Raw genomic sequence first — 20,498 nt, 5'->3', positions numbered from 1 at the left:
GGTGTCCGGAGCAGGGTGCGGCGGTGCATCCGCCGTGAAGGCACTTCGAGGCGCAGAGGGCAGCGGGCTGCCCTCTGCGAGAGCGTAGCGGCTAAGAGACGTCGGCAGCAGCGAATCGCCGCGCGAGGGCTTCGGCCGCATCGTGTCCGCAGTAGCGACGCGCCTCCTTGAGGAAGCGCCGCAGCGAGAGGGCGCTGACGGAGCGGGGGCCGGCCGCGAGCGAGCGTGCGAGCTCCTCGACTGGCAGAGTCACGGCCATGCTGCGAGGCATCTCTCCGGCGCCCTCGACGGCGCGCTGCAGGCAGCGGAGGAAGGTGTCGTTGACGGCCGCCTCCAGGTCGGCGCCGCAGAAGTGGGTGCCCGCCTGCACGTTCTCGGCGAAGAGCGGTAAGAGCGCAGCGCGCAGGGCATCGGCCTGTGGCACCGACACCGTTACGGAGCCACCCACCTCGGGGGTGAGACGGGCGAGGTAGTAGCCCATGATCTCCACCGCCTCGTCCGCATCCGGAGGCGGCACCGGCACGTAGAGGCCGAAGCGGCCGCTGCGCACCACCGCCTCGTCGAGCGAGCCGATGAAGTTGGTGGTGCCCACGACGAGCCGTCCCATCCGACTTACGCGGTCGAGCTGCACGAGCAGCTCGTTGACGTCCGCCTTCTCATCGCTGTGCATTTCGCGGCTGCGGCGAGAGCGCGCCACCGCGTCGAGCTCGTCGATGACGAGCATGCGCCGCTCGCGCTCGGCCACCCAGTCGAACTGCTCCCGAATCATCACCTGTCCCCAGCCGATGTAGGGCCCGCGCAGGTCCGCAGGGCTGAGCAGCCGCACCTCCTGCTCCAGCTCGCCGGCAATCGCTCGCGCGAGGCGGGACTTGCCGCAACCCGGCGGGCCGAAGAAGAGGATGCCCGAGGCGCGTGAGAGCCCGCGCACGAGGCTGCGGTGGCGCTCGGGCCAGAGGATGCTCCGCGCGATGCGCTCCTTGACGGAGCCGTAGCCGGCGATGCCCTTCAGGCGCAGGGGCTCTTCGGTTGGCCGCTGCGGCGGCCCGAAGGGTAGGTCCTTCCGGCCCGCCTCCTCCGGCGCGTCGATGTCCGTGGCCTCCTCTGCGAGGGCGCGGCCTTGGAGTGCGAGGTAGGCGTGGCCTGCGCCAGGAACGAGGACGCGCCCGCGCTCGCCCAGATGGTGGGCGATGTCAGCGAGGAAGGGACCTGCCCACAGCAGCGCCTCGTTGGGGACAACGAGGTGGAAGGGCACGTCGCCCTTGAGCCGGGAGAAAACCTTCTGGTGGTAGAAGGCCTCCATCGGCCCGCTACCCGAGAGCGACTCGACTTCGTACACGCCCTCGTCCTCCACCTTGAGGTCCGCGCGGCTCACCTTGCGCGCCCGTCCCTCCTCGTCGAACTGCTCCACCTGCACGTCCTCGAAGCGCAGCTCCGCATCCGGAAGGCGCTCGCGCACCCAGGCCGCCAGGTGGGCCTTGAGGGCCAACGAGGTGGCGCTCTCGTTGCTGCCCTTGAGGCGCGCCACGGGCCCGTCCGCGAGCAGCGCCCCGAGGCGCGTCGAGCCCTGGGCCAGCACTTGGGCGCTCGCCTCGCGGGCCCACAGCAGCAGCTTGAGGGGAGAGAGCTCGGCAGCGGGCAGCGTGCCCACCTTTTCTGGTGTCCCACCCACCTGCAGCAGCAGCTGCACGACGGGGGCGCCCGTGGCGCTCGCCGCCGCGCCCTTGAACTCGAACACAGGGCCAGGCCAAGCGGCTTTGAGACGCTGGAAGTCCACCGGCGAGTCGGAGTCCTGCTTCAGCGCTACCAAGTTGAGGTGCCGGGGCCCATCCTGCAGACGTGGCCCCTCGTCACTCAACTTCGAGGGCTTCAGGTAGGCGTGCAGGAGCGCGGCAGGGCCCACCTGCACCTCCGGGTGCAGGAACTCCCCCGTGCCGGTATGGACGAAGCGCTGCGCGGCCCGATAGGCCCATGCCATCAGCCCTTCCCACGTCCCCTGCAGCCAGCCGTGCGCCTGCGCATCGTCGGAGAGGTGCAGCAGCGCGAGGATGGGCTCTCGCGCGGTGAGGGCCCTCAAGAAGGCGACCTCTGCGTCAGCACCCAGCCCCAAGGAGCAGGGCCAGAAGGGCTCCGGCAGAGCACCCTCGGTGAGGTAGTCCGCTGCAGTCTCCGTCTCCTCGCCTTCGCCCTCACCTTCACCTCCGCCGACCGTGGCTTTGAGCTGGAGGGCGAAGTTGTCGTGGCGGCTCCACTCCTCGGAGGAGGGCTGCACTTCGAGTCCGGCCCGCTGCAGCTGCCGCACCACGCGGGCGAGCGAGTCGCGGCGCAGCTGCGCCGTGGCGTACCCGAAGGCGCTCACCAGGTCCGCGAGGGTGGACTGGCCGGTGAGGCTCAAGTCGTTGCGGAACTTTGATTCCCGCTCGCGCGCTTCGGCCATGGCCAGAGCGAGGGGCTTCGCGTGCTCGCGCGCCACTTGCTCGCGCAGGTTGTCCCGGTCGGGGCGGCGGATGCTGAGCGTGTTGCCATGGCGCCGCTCGACAATGCCGATGTCCCGCGTCCTGTCGTTGAGGATGACCGTGTCACCGAGCTGGATTCGCATGGGCTCCTGTTTTTGGCGTGCGCCTGTACGTGCGCCCGCCGGTTTTAGCGCGCTTCGCAGGGAAGGCGGTATGTGGGACGTCCGCCTATCTCGCTTCCGTGGAGGGTCGCGGTCCCTTGGTCACGAGCAGCGGAGGCCTCGGCGTGTGTGAGGCCGCTGGTGCATCGGAGGTGGCTGCGCCCTTCGGGCCTCCCGAGGAGGCCGGACACCGTGTTCGTCGCCCCGCGCCGCCGAGCGCACCCGCCAGCGGGCGTGTTTCGGAAAATCGCTGAGCTTCCTGGGGATAAGGCCATGGCGAGACGTCCCGCTGCGCGTTGAGCCGGCTTCGGCTGGCCATCGCCGTGCCTAAGCGCTGTGCGCGGGTGCTGGTGCGGGCGCATCGCCGCGTTCACCCCAACCCCCAAGGAGAGCAACGCGATGCCCCATGACATTCACACGATGATGTACGCCGGAGAGGTGCCCTGGCACGGCCTGGGCACGCAGCTGCCGGCCAACGCGGACTGCGAGCAGGTGGTGGAGGCCGCCGGCTTCTACCGGGCCGAGGAGCGCGAGCTCTTCATCGACGGCACGCTGCGCCCCGTGCCCGACCGCAAGGCGCTGGTGCGCGGCGACACGGGCGAGTACTTGGCCGCCGTCAGCCGGGGCTACAAGACGGTGCAGTTCGAGGAGGTGGCACGCTGCCTCGTGCAGGCGTCCGGCGACGTGGGGGCCCTCTTCCACACCGCCGGCACCCTGGGACGCGCGGGCGTGCGTGGCTGGCTTCTCGCGGAGCTGCCCCAGCCCCTGCGGGTGCAGGGGGACAAGAGCCCCATCCGCAAGTACCTGCTCGGCTACACGGGGCACGACGGCGCCACGGCCATCACCCTCAAGAATGTCGCCACCCGAGTCGTGTGCGCCAACACGCTTGGTGTGGCGCTCGGAGAGCGGCAGGGCGCGGAGTGGCACATCGCGCACCACGGGCAGCCCCTCGCGCACCTGGCGGAGGCGGCCGAGGCCTTCCGGCGCCTCGCCGAGGGCTACGCACGCTTCGGGCAGCTGGCCAACGCGCTCGCAGTCACCCGCTTCAGCGACGCGCAGCTCGCCACGGCGCTGGACTTCGTGCTGCCCGTGCCCGAGGACGCCCACGAGCACCCGCGCATTCTGGGCGCCCGGGAGAAGGTGCGCGAGCTCTTCGAGGCGGGCACCGGCATCGAGGGGCCCATCCGGGGCACCGCCTGGGCGGCGCTGCAGGCCTTCACCGAGTACGCGGACCACCACCGGCACACCCGGGCTCTCAAGGGGCGCCGGGCGGAGGAGTTGCGGCTGGAGAGCATCTGGTTCGGCCGGGCCGCCGCCCTCAAGCACCAGGCCCTCTTCGCCATCGCCGGGGAGAGCCGCCTCGCGCTGGCCGCGTGAGGCGCGCCATGCCCAGCAACATGAAGGCGAACGCAGCCAGCCCCTCGTGGCTGCGCCGCGCCCTGCGCTCTCGCACGCTGCGCGAGGTGGCCTGCGCCGTCCTCCACGCGCTCGCCCAGGCCCTCTGCACGCGGAGGCCCGCGTGAGCGCGCAGCACGGGACGCCCGCCAACGCCGACGTTGCCCGCTGCCCGGAGTGCGAGGGCAGGGGGTGGCTGCACATGACGAGCCTCCAGCACGGCCGCGAGGTGCAGCGCTGTGACACATGCGGGCACTACCCGGGCGATGCCGAGGCACAGGCTGCCCATGACCTCGCCTGCGGCTGCGACTGGGGACTGGAGGACGAGCCCCCGGGAGCCTCCCCGTGAAGCGCACCGGCGGGTGGGCGGGCCTGCAGCACGAGCTCGCCGAGGTGGAGGGCGCCGTGCGGGCCGCCCAGTTGCTGGTGGAGGCCATCGCCACGCGGCAGCTCGGCACGCAGGCCGCCCGCGCTCAGGCACCCTGGGCCACGGCGGCGCTGCTGTCGCTCGTTCTCCTCCGGCTGCGCCTCCTGGGCCAAGTGCTGCGGGGCGAAACGCCAGCCGGCCTCCTCGGGCCGGGAGGCGAGCACCGCAGCCCCGGTTTCGTGCGCTCTGTACCGCCACGCACAACCCGAGCAGCACGCGGACCAGAAGCCCGCCTTAGGCGGCGGGCCCGCTGACCTCGTGGTGCCCGCGCCCCCAAGGGCACGCGGCCTCACGCCTTGCGGGGCCGTCCGGGAGGTGCCCTGCGGGTGGTGGGCGCCTCGAAGAGGGAGGCCACGGGCACACGCAGCAGGTGGGCGAGCTTCACCAGCGACTCGATGGTGAGGTTCTCCTCTCCCGCTTCCACGCGCTGCGCGTACTGCAGCGACACCCCCGCCTCCTCGGCGAAGGCGGCCTGGGTGAGGCCCTGGGTGCGGCGCAGCTCCGCCACGCGACGGCCCACGCCCTGCTTCACCTTGGCTGCACCCGGGGCTCGCATCGGCCCGGACGGTGGGCCAGCCGCCTACCTGTAAAAATCAACTCATAGGGTGGTATTCAACTCGCGCATGCGCGGCTCGTCCGCGCGTGCGCAGCACACATGGAGACGCTCCACATGTCCGAGCAGCTGAAGCGCTGTCCCTTCTGCAGCGAGTCCATCCGGGCCGCCGCCATCAAGTGCCGCTTCTGCGGCGAGCGGCTGGAGGCGGCCGGTGCCGCACCCCTGCCGCCGCCCCCGGCGCAGCCGGTGGTGTCCTCCGCGCCCGTGCCGCTGCAGCCTCCGTCGGCCCCGGGCGCCTGGGAGGCCATCGGCGGGCTGGGCCTGCTGCTGCGCGTGGGCACAGCCCTCGGCCTGCTGCTGCTGGTGCCCGCCATCGTCAGCGCCTCCCCCTCCGAGGCCTACACCGGTGAGGACCGCGAGCGAGCGGAGGCCTTCGGGGCGCTGCACGCTAAGCTCCAGGCCGCAGGCGAGGGCCAGGTGCTCCTCCTGGAGGGAGAGGGCCCTGCTTCCGAGCCGCGACGCTGGCGGGCCGCAACCACCAGCCGCGAGGAGGCCGAGGCGCTGGTGGCTGAGCGCGCGGACGCGATGCGGCGCGGGAACCTGCTGGACCAGGTCGCGGCCGAGCTGAAGGGCCGCAGGTGGATGCTGGACGCGGCGGACGTGGAGCGCGAGCTGCGCGCCGCCGAGGGCCGCGAGTCCGCGCGCGACTTCATGGCGTACTTCGCCACGGCGTTCGCCCTCGGCGCGCTCGCCCTGGCCCTGTGGGTGGCGCTCGCCCGGCCACCGCTCGCCCGCATGGAGCGCGCGGGGCAGGACGTCGCCGGGTACCGGGGCGCCAACGCGCGGGCCACGGCCCTGCTCGCGCTCGCGGCCCTCTTCGCCCTGGCGTGGCTGCCTGTGTCCATGGCCGTCACCAAGGACTTCAACGTGCCCGACGTCACCCTCCTGGTGGCCATCGGCACGGGCCTCGCCTTCCTCACCGCCGCCGCCCGCCACCTGAGCAGCGGCATGGTGCCCGAGGAGCCGACGCAGGTGAGCGCGGAGGATTCTTCGCACCCATGACGGCAGTGCGCCGGTAAGTACTTTCCCTCGCCCTCCACAGCACCCGGCGCCCGTAAGCCTCCGGTTGCAGGGCCCGCAGCTCCACCCAGCCAGGCGCAGGCCGCATCGCTGCGCTGAGCCCGCGAGCTTTGCCAAGGGGTCCGCACCGCCTGTGGGCTCGTCGCCTCACACCGCCGCGCCGGTGCATCTTCCCGGGCGGCAACCTCGCCCTCCGCCAGCGGCGAGCGCTGCAGCGCGGCCCAGCGCGAGCGGCACGAGGCGCGGGCGCCCCGGCTGACACCCGCGCTGCCCTGGCTGGCATCACCGTGGGCCCCGTGCAGCCCCAGCGCTGCCACCTCATGGGCCAAGGCCCCTTCTGCAGCGCGGCTGCAGACCCCCCTCATGCGCGAGAGCGGCACGCGCCGCACAGTCCCCCGGGTGCCGTCGTCCCCAAGCCTCGACGGCAGGCTCGCCGAGAAGTCCCCGAAAATTCTGGAGGGGTGGGGTAGCCGGGGGGGGGGCGCATCCAGGAGCGGGCCCCCGAAAATTACCCACGGCACGCACCACCCACTCCTCCCCTGCAGCGGCGGCTTCGCGGAGACGGTAGCCCTAGCCACAGGCGAGGTGACGCTCCGGGGACTCGTCATCACGCGAGCCCGCAGCGGCCACCCTTGCCCATCGCGGGCTGCGCGTCCAACCCTCAGGCGCCGCGCTGCGCGGCTTCACCGGCTCGCCGTGGCGCCCTCGAAGGTGGTGCTGTCGAGGCGTGGTGTACAGACACGTCGTGCGCGGGGCCCCGGCCGACGAGCCGCAGCTCCACCAGCACGGGCCCGCTGAACGAACCCGAGCCACCGCCGGGCGCGCTGAGGGCAAGCTCGCGCACCGTCTTCAGCATCCCGAGCTGCGCCTCCAGTTGCTTGTGCAGCTGGGCCCGGTGGCGCGCGAGCCGGGCGAGCTCCTTGTCGTCCCCGAGCAGCGTCTCATCCGCCACCCGCACGCGCTCGGCCTCCAGCGCAGTCTCCAGCACGCCCAGGCGCTCTGCGAGTCCCGCCTGCGTGAGGTGAGCGCGCTCGTAGAGGGCCTGCCACGCGGCGAGCGGCGCGAGTTCATCGCCAGTGGCCTCCTCGAAGGCCGCGATGGCCTGGCCGAGCACATGCTCGACGGCCACGGGCAGTTCCACGGCCTCGGTGCGCTGCAGCACGACCCGCAGGAGGGGCAGCAGGGCCCGCGCCCGCTCCCCGGGCTGGTCCTCCCGGACGCCGCCCACGACGAAGATGAGCTCTCTCACCAGCCGGTGCGCCTCGCGCGCGCGCACCAGCTCGGCGCCCACCGCGCTCTCCCCCAGGCGCCGCTCCATCGCGGCCGCGAGCTGCTGCTGCTCCAGGCGCTCCAGGCGGGCGAGGCGGAACTGCACGTCGGCGATGGTGGAGACGAGCTGCACCTCCCCCGGCGAGCCGGGCTGCAGGGTGGCCACCCACGCGCCGAGGTTCGCCTCGTAGTCCTGCACAGTCTCCGAGGGCAGGAGCGCGCCCCGCGCGGTGAGGCCGTGCTGGACGGCGTTCATCGAGGAGCTCGCCTTGCCCTCGGGCGTGTTGGGGCCGTGCGAGTGCGTGCCGTTGAGGGCGGAGGTGGTGCGTTGCGAAGTGGAGCGGGCGGTGGTGGCCATGCGCGAATTGTGAGGCCGGTGTTGGAGCTGTGGGAAGAGAGGACTTCTTGCGTCTTCTCTTCAGCTCTCAGGCTCCTTCTTCCTCGCATGGCGCTCGAGCTTGGGAAGACGTCTGTACTTGCGCCAGTGCCCCAGCGCCACGTCCACGCTCGGGCGCGTCTTCATCTTCCGGATCAACTCCACGGACACACCCAGGTCGGCCGCAACGGCGGCAAGCACATCCTCTGCGAGCTGGTGCTTGGCGAGGGCGTAGACGAGCACCTTCTCCTGCTGGGTGCAGCCGCGTCGCTCCGCGTGGCGTCCGAGGCCGAGCTTGAAGTCATGTCCCGTGCGCCGCGTGGTCACTCTCGGGATGGGCATGCCACTGTCGAGGTGGGCTGTCTCGCTCCGGAGGCGCTCGAATTGGAGGAGGAGGTACTCCTCGTCACGCTGCTCCTGCGTGCGCTGGAGCTCGCGCTCGCTCTTGATGCGTGATGTGGCAGAGGGAGGCTTGAGCTTGCCCCGGCGGAAGAGCCGCTGCGTCTCTGTGAGGGTGAGCGAGCGCACAGGGCTGGGGGCATGCGGCCGGTAGAGACCCCAGTGGTCTTCGCGCACGCGGGGCGAGAACTTCTGCTGCTCGGCGTGGTGGCGCGCAGCGTGGGCCTCGCGCGTGAGGAGCTCCAGGTTCTTGAAGGTGGCGTTCAGCTTGTTGTGGTCGCGGTGGTGGACCACATAGCCGTCAGGAATCTCGCCACGATGCGAGCGCCACACGTAGAGATGGAGGGGCTCGATTGGCTTCTTGGTGCTCACGTCGAAGACCCATGGGTATTGCTCGTCGTGCGATGGGTCGAGGAGGAAGGCGCGGCCCTCGCTCACGAGGAGGATGGCCATCCTGGGGTCGATGCGGATGCCCTGGAATCTCCAGGACCGAGTGCGAACGTGCATGGTGGAAGAGCGGTGCTCGGGGCTCGCGTGGCGGGTGGGGAACGGATGGAAGGCCGTCCCCTGGATACACGCGCAGCGAGCCCCGACTACTTCTCGGGGTTCCCATCCGGGCACAACTACACCCAGATGGGGCTCTCCTCGGGGTCCGTGACGGGCGACGGTGAGCCCGCTGGTCCAATCTTCCGTATCGGATGGTGACTGACTTCCGCACCCTTGGCGGGATTCTTAGACCCGCCCCACGTCCCACACCCGCAGTCACCGCGAACGACCAGGTTCGGTTTTCGGCCGAGAAGCGCTGCACGCCCCCCACAGAGGGGGAACCAGGGGCATGCCCTCCGTAGCGTGGAGGCGACGTTGTGTGTGCTGCCCTCGTCCTCAACCTTCACGGGCACGAGCCGCCCGGCCTTTTTCACGCGGAGGATTCACCGCCAGAGAAGCCCCACGCTGTCCGACCGCTCACGCACCCATTGGCCAACAAGAGGCCGCCCCGGTGCAGAACTCGGCCCCGCCCCCCACTTGTCCTGTACCTGTCGGCTCCTGGCCGCTTCGGTGCTCGGCGTGCGTGGGGGGGCGGTGACAGCGAGAGCCACACCGTTACTCTAGCGGCGCAGGGCACCCGTGCGGAGCACGATCGTGCATTCCATTCGATAGCAAACGTATACGGAGCGACTTCGGCGGGCAGGTGACGATGAGCACTGAAGATGAGGCAGATGGCCCGCGCATGGCGAACCCGGCACCCAGGGCGGCAGCCTCCGCTCCTGCGCCGCGTCCTCGTGGCCGTGCTCGCGGCAACGCCTGTGCCCCGCCGCCCCCTCCGCCTCCGGCGGCGCTCAAGGGCTTTGGCCCGCAGTCGTACGCCATCGAGTTGCCCGAGCCGGGGGCCTGGTGGTGTGCGGCCTGCACGGAGTGGGTAGGGCTGCCCGACATGTACCCGCCCCATCCGGACGCCGTGTGCGCCCGCTGTGACGCGCTTCTCGACCCCACCGAGCGCGCAGTCGTCGTGCAGCGCGAGCTACTTGCGCTCAAGGAGAAGGAGCAAGCGCCAGCACCTTCCTTGGAGCCCAGGGTGAAGCGAGGGCGCGGCGCCGAGTTGCTGAGCTTTCGCGGAGCCGCAGCGCTCCTTGGAATCGACCGCAATGGACGGCTCAAGGAGCTGATTGCCACCGGTCAGCTCCGCACCGTCGCCATGGGGAAAGACCAGCGCATACCCCGCGCTGACATAGATCGCCTTCTGCAAGCGGGAACCGTGGTGCCTGCGAAGACGCGGCCCGACACCACTCCTTCTGCAGCCAGGACACGGTCATACGGAAGATCGCCAGGAGCGAAGATCCGTGCGCTGAAGCTGACGTGATGGATGGTCCTTGCGAGTGTCGCGCTACGCTCGGTGGTCGCAGGTCATGTGCCAGTTGGCTGGCCTGGGCCTAATGAGCTTCAGCCTGCTGAGTTTAGGCCCTCGGCAGCCTCGCGGAGGGCCGGTGGAACAATCGCTACTTCCGGCTCATTGGCGGAGGTCTTCGAGCGCCTTAAGGGCCCCCTGGATGCGCTCCTTCGTCACCTTCTTCGCGCGCCCGCTCAGGGATGACTCCAGCATGTGGCGAGCGCCATCTTCCTGCCCCTGCGCACCGAGCATCAGCCCACGGATAAAGTTCGGACGAGCAAGGTCGCTCACGAGCTTCTCTGCACGGACGAGCCACGCCTCTGCCTGATCGTAGTCACCGGCAACGGCGTAGCAGATGGCCGACCGGCAGAACGAATGCGCGGTTGACTCCGCGTCGCCCGCGAGCCGCTGCCACATGCCACGGGCCTCGCGGATGACCGCGAGCGTGTTCTCGTCCTTGAAGATTGCGATGATCGCCGCCTTTGTCAGCGCCTTCGCAACCTTGGCTCCTGGCTTTCCGATCTTGGCCGCGAGGAAGGTGTCAATCGCAACGCTGGCGGGAACCTGCAGGAGTTCGCCGAGCTTGGGCCCTAGTTTTGCGCGCTCCAGGTCGGCCTGAAGCCCTTCAGCGAGCACGACCTCTCGCAAGATGAGAGACTGGAAGACGTCCTGAAGCGCTTCGTCGCGCGCGGGCATGGAGGGGCTCGTGGCTGGTGGGGGAGCGCAAGCGTAGGCGGGGGGAGTGGCGCAATGCGCGCCGACTTTGCCTAAGCAGGCCTGCCTTCATTCGATCGGCCGAAGGTCGTTAGCCGGTCAGGTCAGTTTGGCTGGAATCCTGCTGCCGACCCCAGCTGATCGGCAGGAAGGCCAGCTTCGAGGGCCGCTTCTCGTCGGGGAAGCCGTTGCGGGTGCAGATCGCCCGGGCGAACTTTCGGAGGCCTTGGATGTACGCCTCGGAGGCCGTCTGGTACTTCGCAAGAAGGAACTGGGCGCTCTTCTTCGGGAACGTCAGTTCATCGTTCTCAATGAAGGAGTCGTGGATGCCGTCCCGTTTCGACTTGAGGTCCGAGAGATCGGTGTTGCTGCCCCACATCGTGGAGAGCAGGTAGAGGCGCTGGGCGGAGTCATCACGCCCAATGTTGAGCGCCTCCACGACTTCCGCCTTCCGGCTCCTGTCCGGAAAAGGAACGGTGCAGAGGCGGCGGAAGAGATCGCGGTCCTTGGCCGCATTCGCTACCTCTTCCTCGACGTGACGGAGAAGCGACTCGGCCCAGGGGGAGCTTGCGGAGATGGCGTTGTTCTGACTCGCCACACGCAAGCTGCGGATCGAGATCACCAAGGCCACCGCCGACAGGACGCACGTGAACCAATCGCTGGGTTTCATGTCGAGCCACTGCGCCAGCGCTTGAAGGTGCTCTCGCATGGGTTATCGGGATTGCTTCGAGGAAGAGTGAGAGGCGTCCTTCATCCAGCTTTCAATGAGCGGAACAAGATAGAGGCGCTTGATCGTGTCGAACCGCACCTTCTCCTGCACCGAGGACAGCCCGTGCTTGCGCACGAGCCCACCGAAGGCCTCCTCCAGAAAGGACGCAGAGTAGCCAACGATGGAGTCCAGGTTCACCACGACCTGATCGTGATTGAGGAACGCCGGTTCGAGCACCTTCTCGCGGAACTGCTCACCGGAGTTGTTGCCATCTCGCTTGTAGCGAGGGCCCAGGTGCTTCGAGTAGTCCTTACCCAAGTCGATGTATTCGATGCTCATGGTGCTACCATCCAAGGCCGGTTAGCTGGCCGAAGCTGCAGGGCCATTCCGAATTTCCAAGCAGACGATTGTGCCGTCCACAGCGGGAATCTCACGCTGCTGGCAACCGGACTCGTGGCTCCACGTCACCATGCCAGTGGAGGAAAGGACGTGCAGCCGCCGGTTGGAGGCTTCCTTAGCGAAGTGGCTCAGCATTCTCAACCCTTTGCCCCGCTTGGCCTCGCCGGTTTCCGTGCGGAGCCCCAGCGTGGCCTCCTTGATGACCTGCGATGCCGGCGTGGCCAGCCAGTCGACGAGCTTGTCGACGGCAGAGAGCTTCTTGCGCACCGTGGACTCCATCCCGACGCCCATGTCGAGGATGGCTACCGACGATGTGGCGGACGCCTCATTGTAGAAGCCGACGACGTACCAACCCCGAGGACGACCACCTCCTACGGGCGGGTCCTCGTCCTTGCTGGCCTTGAGCTCCCCATACGCATGCGCGCGGACGTTCTCCAGGCACTCCATCGAGGCGAGGTAGATGTGGTCCTGTTCCATCTGGCCCAAGCCCTGATGCAGGTCGATGAGGAAGTTCTGAATTCTCGCCGAGATTTCGGTCCTCAACCTGAGGTCGTGCTGGACCACTCCCTTGTGAAGCCTGAGCGTCTTGCTGCCGGGGGTGAACTCGGGATGCTCGTCGGCGAGGAAGCCTTCGAAGTTGGCATCATGCAGGGACTTACGGGCGTGCTGATGCACTGGGTACGTCCCCGTGAGGCGGACGTTCGCCATGCTTCTCAGGCAGTCGACCCGCGAGCAGAGGTAAAGGAGGCTGGGCGCATCGATGCTCACGACGTCGTTCATCACGACGTGGACCCGCAGACCGCGCCGACTCCTCGGGTAGAGGTCATCGAGCTGTGAGAGCTGCGCGAGCGTTTCCTTCGGCGCATCAACCAGGTTGAGGTGCCCCTGCAGGGCGATGACCGCACCGGGCGTCTTGTGCGGGAGCTTGAGGCCACGCTGGATATAGCCATTCTGGCTCCGGACCTCCTCGCCGTAGCGCCGCCCGAGATGGCGCCGCTTACGCAGCAGACGCAGCGACACCTCCGCTCTGCGAAGCAAGAACTCTCGCTGCTCGGTGCTGAGGCGCCGCATTGAGCTAGTCCCCCCCCCGGTCTCCAGAAGTTGGAACCCTAACATAACACGAAATCCAGGTGGTCCCAGCACAGGACCAATCACAGGGTGAGTGCTCTGCTTCAGCCGGGGTTGGCCTCCAGCGCCTTCAACCTCGCCTGAGCCGCCGTTGCTGCCTCCGGGCATTCGCTGATGAGCAAGGCGAACGTCTCTGCGCCGACGTGCTCCTCCGCCTTGTGGTTGGCAGTCTGGCTCAGTAGGGCCTGGATGCTGTCCGTCCGCCCCGAAGCGAGCAGGAGCTGGGCTACCTCCTTCCAGCACGACCCTTCCTCCAGCACCTGCTTCGCATGCGCATCGAGCACCCGGGTGAAGCCATCGAGAAAGCTCGCACGAGACCCAAGGCCGTCGTTCAGGACCATGGTGCGGGCCGGTTCCGTGGTGTTGCGCGCCGCCTTGGCGATCTGCAGGACGTACTCCGCCTGCGCGCGGTCATCGAATTGCTGCGCTTGCTCGGGCGGAAGCTCTTGGATGGCGTTGATGGCCGCTCGGCCCGTGTAGAAGTTGGAGCTGCCAACACGGTGCAACGTGCCGGCGATGGCGCGCTGGCGCAGCTCGGGCCAGTCGAGGGTGAGGGCGTGCCCGAGCGGCAAGGCGCTGGCCAAGGACGGAGAGCTATTGATTAGGAAGTCGCGCTCGTCCTGCTGGAGCACGTCGGCCTGCACCAGTGCGAAGAGCAGAGGCCATCCATCCATGGTGTCGGCCACGCTCCGCGCATAGTCGAGCACGCGCCGGCGCGTCAGGATGGTCAGTGCGCTGAAGAGCTCAGGCGCCTCAAGGAGGATCTCCCGCAGGTCCACGCTCGTTTCCGGCTTCTCTGCCAGCCGCTCTAGCCGGGTGAGTAGGAGCGGCTTCAAAGAGGAAGCTGACCGCCAGAGCCCGCTGATGAAGCGCCGGACGTTGGTCCTCTCGACGTGCCCTGCACCATACGAGGGCGTTGAGACCAGCGCTTCTTGGCGGGCGAAGAGCTTGGCCACGAGCGCCGCGTGAGCAGTCGAGTGGATGCGCTTCATCTCGTGCGCGACCACCTCCGCAACCTTCTGAAGCTCCGTCTCGGGGAAGAACCCTTTGGTTTGAAGGCGTCCCAGCAGGCCTTCGAGTTCACTGACGCCGAGGAGCACCGGTTTGGCGAGGAGCACGTCGATCAAGGTGGTGATAACGGCACGCGCGTCCTCGGCAGTGCCCGGATAGCCGGATGGATGCGCGGCGAGATTCCGGAAGTCGAAGAGCGCGTTGATGCGCTTTCTCTCTTCGGGAGTGACGCTACCCGCCGATGCGGCCACGTCGAGAAGCTGCCGTTCGTAGGCATCCTGCGCCTCGAACTTCTCCCGCACCTTGTTGAAGGCTTCCCGGAGAGCCTTGGATCCCCCTCCACTGGCAAGCAGCTCCTCGAAGCTGCGCCGGAGGTAATCGAACGCGCACGCGAAGGAGAGCACGATTGCCGCCCGATAGGCACCCGCGTGATAGCAGCGCAAAGCCTCGTGCATGTACTGCCGGGCGGGCGGATCGTCGATACGAAGGGCTTGCTCTTCGAGGTCACGGATCACGTCGGGGCTCCGAGAGCGCATGGCTCATGGTGGGACTCCCGATCGACCGTACATTACTCGGCTGACTCCAGCGGCCCACTCACCCATCTCCCTCCGATCTACCTGCACGTTGGCGCCGGATGGCTGCCTGGGCCGCGATCACCTTGATGCGGTCGGAGAATGCCTTGCTCCCGATACGAACAGATGCGGGCGGGGTGCTGACGAGGGGCGCGAGCACGGCATCCAAATCCGTCGGAGCAACGCCGTTGAGCGCTCCATCCTTGGCAACGCGGTACAGGATGCCCGCCAGGAGATCCGCAGCCTGAAGGGCGTCTTCCTGATGGGAGAGGCCCGGAATCGCGCGTCCGATGTGCCTCACGTGTCCGCCTTCCTGCGCTGCCCAGAGGGCAAGCTCGAAGGCGCGCCCCTCCTCTGCCTCGTCGTACACGATGTTGGCTGGGTGGGGATGGACGTGGCGAAGCACCCTATCGAGGGTGGTCAGGCTTGCGAAGAAGGCATCCAGCGCCAAGCGGGCCCCAGCCCGCACCCGGTGCTCCGGGAAGCGTGGGTGCTCCACGTGCCAAAGCTCCATCTCCTGCTGTTCCTCGGCGACGATGGCAGGCAACGCGTCCAGCCCACCCTGGAGGAGCCTCACGAGGTGGCCCTGTCCTTGCGCGGCGAGCTCATCTTTCATCACGCCGATGCACGCCGCGAATGCGTCGGCACTTGGATTGGCATACGCCCGCGAGAACTCCTTCAGGGCGGCATCGGAGAGACGGCTCAGTTGCTCGGCGAGCTCGGTTCGAGCTGCGGGGGTGCGTTGTTCTGCGGAGATGAAGGGGTTCGTGTCGTGGTGCAGAAGGGTTTCGGCAACCTTCACAGCCGCGAAGAATCGCTTCTCCACGATGACGCTGACGGGGAGGAACTCGCTGCACAAGGAGGACACCGTCTTGGCCGTCGCGCGAGCCCAGCGGTGCGCCCTCAGGAGCTTCGTCGATTTGAGCTCGCCTGCGCCCCCTTCGTGGCACTCAAGCGGAGCACCCGCCTCGCGCAGTGCATCCAGCAGCTGGCGCAGGCGGGGCTCTTGCCCCTCGGGTACGAGGAAGCCTGCAAGGACATGCACCGGCTGCTGGGCGTCGAGGTAGTTGTCACCCGTGTTGCCCGACTCATCGAGGTAGAGCACTGGAAGATTGGGGCGCACGGTTCTACCGGAGTTGATCGGCATGACGGTGTCTCTCTGACATCTCGACGCCCTGCGCGCCGGAAGCCCGCGCTTGGGCGCCCAGGGGAGTCTGCCAGCGCACCTCGATGCGTGTCCCACCGCGTAGGCAGAGCCATGGGCAAAATACGGGCAACTGCTCCGGCCATGGACGGCCACGAGCGGCCACACTTCCCTCGGGAGTGGCGGTCCAGCCCAGCTAAATTAGGCCTGAAAATCCCCGTGTCGGCGGTTCGATTCCGTCTCTGGGCACAATGAAGACTTGAAGGCCGCGGGTCGAAAGACCCGCGGCCTTTTTCTTTGCCCCGCCCTCGCTGTCAGCGGCGAAGGGCGAAGGCCGCCTGTACCTCGGGGCGCCCGAGGACCAGCACCGCCCAGAGAGCGAATAGAAACCCCACGCCGAAGCCGGCGCCGAAGCACGGGATGGCTGCGCACGTCGCGCCGGCCACCACCACGGCACGGAAATGCAGGCGGAGGAGCGCCACTGCACCTGCCAGGGTCACGAGGCCCATCGCGAGGTGGAGCAGTGAGCCGTCCAGCTGCCCCGCGCGCGGCGGGACGCCCGTACTGAGGAACAGAAGCACGCGGTGAAGGTACTGGCTGCCCACGAGCAGGCTGAGCGCCGCTGAGCCCACCAAGCCCAGCGCGGGCCATCGGACGAGCTTCGCGGCGGCCTCGAGCGTTTCGGGAGGCACGCGCTCGGTGGCTCCCTGAATGTCTGTTCGCGTGGGGCTGGTCACGCCCAACACCAGGACCAGCAGCCCGCAGCTTCCGACCAAGAGCCGGGCGAAGAGCCCCATGTGCTGCCACAGGTCATTGAACGTGAACTCGGGAGAGGCGGCCATGAGGTGGAGAGCAGAGTAGCGCAAGCCAGGCGTGGCTCGATCTCACCTCCTGCGCGGCTGGATTCGAGCGAGCGTGGCTCGCTGGCCTAGAGTACGGCGCACGATGCTCGCTCCCGCGATGCCCGAGCAGATTCAGCCGTCCGCGCCGAACCGGCGCTTCGAGCAGGTGGGAGCGCTCGCGTTCTTCGCCTATGCGCTCGCCCAGGTGACGCAGGAACTCGTCCTGCGCGCCGCGCCGTCGGACTCCGACACCGCGGCTTCCTACGCCTTCACGCTCTCGAGCCCGGACCGGTTCCGAGCGGTGTTCCTCTACGTCACCTTCTGGGGCCTGCTGCTCGGCTACGCAGCGGTGTACCGACGCCTGCGCCAGAGCGGCTGGGCGCTCGCGGGGCTGCTGCTCATCACGCTGTTCCTCGGCATCGAGCTCGTCGATCGCGGGCTCGAGCTGGTGCTCGCCGCGCAGTGGCAACGTGCCTGGCTGGAGACGCCTGCGATGCGTGAGGCGCTCTCTTCGCGGATCGACGTCTTCACGTCTGTACAGCTCGCGAGCTACTTGCCGCTGCTGGCCGCGCACGTGCTCGGATGCGCACTCTTCGCCGTGGCCGCGAGCGGGCGAGACCGCTGGACCCGGCTCGCGCGCTATGGCCTCGTCCTCAACGCCGTGCGGGGCGCAGTGCGTCTGGCAGCGATGTTCTTCGGCGCCGCGTGGCTCGCGCCGGTCGCGGACGTCATCTACCTGCCGCTCACGCTGGCGCATGCCATCGCCGTGGGCCTCTGGCTGCTCCTCCCTCATCCCGCCCAGGAAACCTGAGATGCCTCTGCGAAATGCGCTCCTCGTCATCCTCGCCTTCGGACTCGGCTTCGCGGGCGGCTGCGCGGCGGGAGACCTCCCTGCCGGGCTCTCCGAGAGCGAGGCGCAGCACCTCGGCATCACCGAGGGCGTGGCCGGCCGCGCGGCGCTGCGCACGGGCAATTGCGCGCCGGGGTGTCTCTCGGACTGCGACATCTCGCCGCCCGGCGTCTCGCTGCGAGCCGTGCCCGTGAGCGACGGCTTCTCGCCCGCAGAGACGTACACGTGTCAGCTCTCCATCGTCACAGGCGGCGAGTACCTGAGCTTTCCTGAAGCATCGCTCGGCACCGCCCATGCGGATTCAGTCCAGCTGAACCACGACACTTATGCACTCGCGCTTGCTCCGGGACGCTACGCACTGGTGCTTGTGGACGAGCAGGGTTGCGCCCAGTGCGTCCAACGCGCAGGGGCCGGGGCCTGCGCGGTGACCGAGGTGCTCCCTGGCCGCGTGAGCGTCGCGGACGTGCTGCTGGACGAGGGCGCGGAGTAGCGCAGCTTCGGGCACGCCGCGCGTGGTGTGGGGACTTCCGCCCTGGTTCTCGCCATACGTGCGTGCAGCCTGGCTACCTGTTTGCGCGATCTGCGCGCCGCGCGAATAGACGACGGTGGTGCTTGCACCTTCCCCGGAATCGCGAGATTGGGCCCGCATGTGGGTGAGCACGCGCTTCACGTTTCGCGAGGGAGACCCTGGCTGGTCTGGGTACCTCAAATTCATCGGCCTTCCGCAGCTCAAGGAAGTGCGCACGCTCGATGCCATGCTGAATAGCTACGTCGATGGCTGCGGCTCCCGCGAGGTAGAGACGCTCACTGACGCACGGCACGCTCTACGGGAATTGCCCCGCGCCGTGGGCGAGTGCCAGTACCACCTTCTGTTCCTGGATGCGGAGCAAGAGAAGGCACCTCCTGAGGGGCCTGACTGTCGACTCCTCGGGCATGACCTGTCCGACGAGACACGCACCTCGTCACTGCTGAACTGCGGTCCGTGGACGGGTCAACTCGCGCCGCTCACAGAGCGGCTGAACGGCTATGGACTGCTGGCTTTCCACGATGCAGCACTGGCTAAAACTCTTCTGTCGAAGGAGTGGCCAGCTGACCCCCATGGAAAGGTCACCATCTGGGCCCTCTATGAGATCGCCCCAGAATCCGGTGCCCGATAAACAGGCCCTGTTTGGCGACGGCGATCCGCGAAAGCATCGCTGGGAGCGCCTCAGCGGGGCGAGTCGATCGGCGACGCGAGGCCGTTCTTGCGCATGACGCGGCGGACCTCCGAGCGGTGGTCGAGCACGTAGCGGTAGAGCGCGCGGTAGTGGTCCGCTGCCCAGAACTCCATCACCTGTCTCGCCTGGAGCTCGCCGACAAGGTACTGCAGCGCCCGCTCCTCGAGCGCGATGACGAGCAGGTGCTCGTAGGACGACTCGAGTGAGTTGGCGCCCTCCGGGAAGCCCACCGGCAGGCTCGGCACCCGTGCTTTCAGCTCGGCCACCGCAGCCTCCGTGGCCGCGCGGTGCTGGTCGAGGTACCAGTGGCTCTGCTCGTGGACGTACGTGGAGAGCAGCAGGAGGTCGTCGCGCAGGTGGCGCGTGTGCAGCGTCAGCACCGGGTGGCTGTGCGGGATGCTCTCTTCGTCGATCGCGATGCTGCGCGTGTAGAGCCAGGGCGAGAGGTCATAGCGGCCGAAGAGGCGCTCGAGCTGCTCGGCGGTGAGGCGCTCCTCGGGCGTGCCGTGGCTCAGCGCCACCGTCGGCCGTGGTGCGCTGTGCGCCGCTGCAGGTTCGTGGGCGCACGCCGAGAGCAGTGCTGCCGTGGCGATGGCCCAGGTCATTCGCTTCATGGGAAAGGTTCTCACGTGCGCTCGCGCGATCGAGGGTGGGGTGAGGCCTCGGGCGCGCCCTCGACCTCGGCGATGGGGCCGGCGCGCCAGGCATTCTCCTCTCCGCGCGCCACGTGCTCGAGCGCCTCGGTGATGGCGTCGATCTCCTGGTGCAGCTGCTGCATCGACTGCAGCACGGCCTGGTCCGGCGCGCTCGCGGCCTCGGCACCGGCGCTGCGCAGGCGCACGAGCTGCGTCCCCATCCCGTCCAGCGTCCACATCAGCCGGGTGAGCTCCGCGTCCAGCCGCTCGGCGCTCTGCTGCAAGAGCCCGCGCTCACGCCGCTGGGCATCCAGCGCCTCCAGCGCCTGCTCGAGCGAGCGGCGCACGCTCGGGTCCTGGGCCGCCGCGATGCGCGCCTCGAGCGCCGTGCGCTCCTGGGCGAGGAAGGCGAGGCTCTCCGGGGCGCACTCGCGCCGCAGCGTGCGCTCGCGCTCGAGCAGTCCGAGGCAGGTCGTGCGCAGCGCCTGCACCGTCTGCTCCGAGGCCCCGAGGTAGCTGCGCACGCTCTCGGGCGCCTGGCGCAGCTCCGCCTCGATGCGCTCGCAGGCGGCGCGGATGCGCGCCTCTCGCGGGTCCACCGCCGCGGCTGGAGTGGCCGCTGCCGCCTGGGCGCGTGCGCCCGTGCTTGCACCGGAGGACCACGTCGCTCCCGGCATCAGCCGCATCCCCGCGGGCACCACGGCGCGCTTCTGCACCGTCGTGCCGGCGCCCAGGGTGGCGCGCTCGCCCACGGTGGCGCCCTCGTGCACGTCCACGCCCCAGCCGACGACCGCGCCTGCCTCGATGACGGCCTGCGCGTGCACGGTGGCGCCCATGCGCACCACCGCCCCGCTCTTCACCACGGCGCCCGGGCCCACGGTCGCGCCCATCTCCACCGTCGCGCCGGGCTCCACCACGGCGTCGCCCGCGACCTCCGCGCCCATGCCGATGCGCGGCCGCAGCGGGTCCTTCGGAGCCATGCCTCCCGGGAGGCTCGCGAGCAGCGTCTGCTCGGAGCCGGTGAGCATCAGTCCCGCAGCGATGACGGCGAGCAGCAGGCCAGGGAGGCCGACGGCCCAGGAGCCGGCAAGGAGCCCTGCGCCGATGAGGGCGAGCGCAAGCCCGAGCATGACGCTCGCGAACATGCGCGTGCCGTCGCGCGGGGGAGGGGGCTCCGTCGCGGCGGAGTGCGGGGCCTGGCCGAGCGCTGCGCTCAGACGCTCGAGCCGCTGCTGCAGCGCATCGTCATCCTGAGGAGCCATGGACGTCGTCGTAC

At 68.9% G+C, this 20,498-nt stretch carries 20 protein-coding genes; 7 read left to right on the top strand and 13 right to left on the bottom strand.

Annotation, left to right across the window (positions count from 1 at the left end):
- Window positions 1-91 precede the first annotated feature (91 nt).
- Window positions 92-2,596: an ATP-binding protein gene (locus tag FGE12_RS12325; protein WP_153866620.1), complete on the bottom strand. Its 2,505-nt coding sequence runs from the start codon at window positions 2,594-2,596 to the stop codon at window positions 92-94.
- 417 nt (window positions 2,597-3,013) lie between these two features.
- Here FGE12_RS12325 and FGE12_RS12320 point away from each other — a divergent pair, with 417 nt between their 5' ends.
- From FGE12_RS12320 to FGE12_RS12310, 3 genes are all read left to right on the top strand, one after another.
- Window positions 3,014-3,991: a DUF932 domain-containing protein gene (locus FGE12_RS12320; protein ID WP_153866619.1), complete on the top strand. Its 978-nt coding sequence runs from the start codon at window positions 3,014-3,016 to the stop codon at window positions 3,989-3,991.
- A gap of 8 nt (window positions 3,992-3,999) precedes the next feature.
- Window positions 4,000-4,137: a hypothetical protein gene (locus FGE12_RS12315; RefSeq protein WP_153866618.1), complete on the top strand. Its 138-nt coding sequence runs from the start codon at window positions 4,000-4,002 to the stop codon at window positions 4,135-4,137.
- A gap of 217 nt (window positions 4,138-4,354) precedes the next feature.
- Window positions 4,355-4,690 (top strand): hypothetical protein, encoded by a 336-nt coding sequence (locus FGE12_RS12310; RefSeq protein ID WP_153866617.1) that lies wholly within the window; start codon window positions 4,355-4,357, stop codon window positions 4,688-4,690.
- A 35-nt stretch (window positions 4,691-4,725) separates the two neighbouring features.
- On the opposite strand, the gene FGE12_RS12305 is transcribed toward FGE12_RS12310, so the two are convergent.
- Complete coding sequence (locus FGE12_RS12305; RefSeq protein WP_194797818.1) at window positions 4,726-4,956, bottom strand: helix-turn-helix transcriptional regulator; 231 nt, start codon at window positions 4,954-4,956, stop codon at window positions 4,726-4,728.
- Window positions 4,957-5,106: 150 nt separating this feature from the next.
- Here FGE12_RS12305 and FGE12_RS12300 point away from each other — a divergent pair, with 150 nt between their 5' ends.
- The gene (locus FGE12_RS12300; protein ID WP_153866615.1) at window positions 5,107-6,054 is read left to right on the top strand and encodes a hypothetical protein; all 948 of its coding nucleotides are present in this window, start codon (window positions 5,107-5,109) and stop codon (window positions 6,052-6,054) included.
- A 679-nt stretch (window positions 6,055-6,733) separates the two neighbouring features.
- On the opposite strand, the gene FGE12_RS12295 is transcribed toward FGE12_RS12300, so the two are convergent.
- The 9 genes from FGE12_RS12295 to FGE12_RS12255 all read right to left on the bottom strand — a co-directional run bounded on the left by FGE12_RS12295 (window position 6,734) and on the right by FGE12_RS12255 (window position 16,520).
- The gene (locus tag FGE12_RS12295) at window positions 6,734-7,699 is read right to left on the bottom strand and encodes a hypothetical protein (protein WP_153866614.1); all 966 of its coding nucleotides are present in this window, start codon (window positions 7,697-7,699) and stop codon (window positions 6,734-6,736) included.
- Between the two features lie 60 nt (window positions 7,700-7,759).
- Entirely contained in the window at window positions 7,760-8,569 is an 810-nt protein-coding gene (locus FGE12_RS12290; RefSeq protein WP_194797817.1) for an HNH endonuclease signature motif containing protein, read from the bottom strand.
- 1,552 nt (window positions 8,570-10,121) lie between these two features.
- Window positions 10,122-10,697 (bottom strand): lipopolysaccharide assembly protein LapB, encoded by a 576-nt coding sequence (locus FGE12_RS12285; protein ID WP_153866612.1) that lies wholly within the window; start codon window positions 10,695-10,697, stop codon window positions 10,122-10,124.
- A 109-nt stretch (window positions 10,698-10,806) separates the two neighbouring features.
- Window positions 10,807-11,424: a hypothetical protein gene (locus FGE12_RS12280; protein ID WP_153866611.1), complete on the bottom strand. Its 618-nt coding sequence runs from the start codon at window positions 11,422-11,424 to the stop codon at window positions 10,807-10,809.
- Between the two features lie 3 nt (window positions 11,425-11,427).
- A complete protein-coding gene (locus tag FGE12_RS12275; RefSeq protein ID WP_153866610.1) occupies window positions 11,428-11,763 on the bottom strand; it encodes an STAS-like domain-containing protein in 336 nt (111 codons plus the stop codon).
- Between the two features lie 21 nt (window positions 11,764-11,784).
- Window positions 11,785-12,843, bottom strand: a complete 1,059-nt coding sequence (locus tag FGE12_RS12270) for a hypothetical protein (protein ID WP_153866609.1) — start codon at window positions 12,841-12,843, stop codon at window positions 11,785-11,787.
- A 152-nt stretch (window positions 12,844-12,995) separates the two neighbouring features.
- The gene (locus FGE12_RS12265) at window positions 12,996-14,477 is read right to left on the bottom strand and encodes a hypothetical protein (RefSeq protein WP_153866608.1); all 1,482 of its coding nucleotides are present in this window, start codon (window positions 14,475-14,477) and stop codon (window positions 12,996-12,998) included.
- Between the two features lie 79 nt (window positions 14,478-14,556).
- Window positions 14,557-15,681: a DUF3800 domain-containing protein gene (locus FGE12_RS12260; protein WP_153866607.1), complete on the bottom strand. Its 1,125-nt coding sequence runs from the start codon at window positions 15,679-15,681 to the stop codon at window positions 14,557-14,559.
- Between the two features lie 311 nt (window positions 15,682-15,992).
- Entirely contained in the window at window positions 15,993-16,520 is a 528-nt protein-coding gene (locus FGE12_RS12255) for a hypothetical protein (protein WP_153866606.1), read from the bottom strand.
- Window positions 16,521-16,623: 103 nt separating this feature from the next.
- On the opposite strand from FGE12_RS12255, the gene FGE12_RS12250 reads away from it, so the two are divergent.
- The 3 genes from FGE12_RS12250 (at window position 16,624) to FGE12_RS12240 (ending at window position 18,527) form a co-directional block, all read left to right on the top strand.
- Complete coding sequence (locus FGE12_RS12250) at window positions 16,624-17,331, top strand: hypothetical protein (RefSeq protein ID WP_153866605.1); 708 nt, start codon at window positions 16,624-16,626, stop codon at window positions 17,329-17,331.
- Between the two features lies 1 nt (window position 17,332).
- Window positions 17,333-17,860 carry a hypothetical protein gene (locus FGE12_RS12245; protein ID WP_153866604.1) on the top strand — a complete coding sequence of 176 codons (528 nt, stop codon included), beginning with the start codon at window positions 17,333-17,335 and terminating at the stop codon, window positions 17,858-17,860.
- 157 nt (window positions 17,861-18,017) lie between these two features.
- Entirely contained in the window at window positions 18,018-18,527 is a 510-nt protein-coding gene (locus FGE12_RS12240) for a hypothetical protein (RefSeq protein ID WP_153866603.1), read from the top strand.
- A gap of 50 nt (window positions 18,528-18,577) precedes the next feature.
- On the opposite strand, the gene FGE12_RS12235 is transcribed toward FGE12_RS12240, so the two are convergent.
- Together FGE12_RS12235 and FGE12_RS12230 are read right to left on the bottom strand one after the other, a co-directional pair.
- On the bottom strand, window positions 18,578-19,201 hold the full coding sequence (locus FGE12_RS12235) for a hypothetical protein (protein ID WP_153866602.1): 624 nt from the start codon (window positions 19,199-19,201) through the stop codon (window positions 18,578-18,580).
- A gap of 11 nt (window positions 19,202-19,212) precedes the next feature.
- Entirely contained in the window at window positions 19,213-20,484 is a 1,272-nt protein-coding gene (locus FGE12_RS12230) for a hypothetical protein (protein WP_153866601.1), read from the bottom strand.
- Window positions 20,485-20,498 lie beyond the last annotated feature (14 nt).

The organism is Aggregicoccus sp. 17bor-14, assembly GCF_009659535.1.
In the GTDB taxonomy this organism is placed as follows: Bacteria; Myxococcota; Myxococcia; order Myxococcales; family Myxococcaceae; genus Aggregicoccus.
Note: the sequence above shows the minus strand (reverse complement) of the source record. Positions and strands in the feature narration are given on the sequence as shown.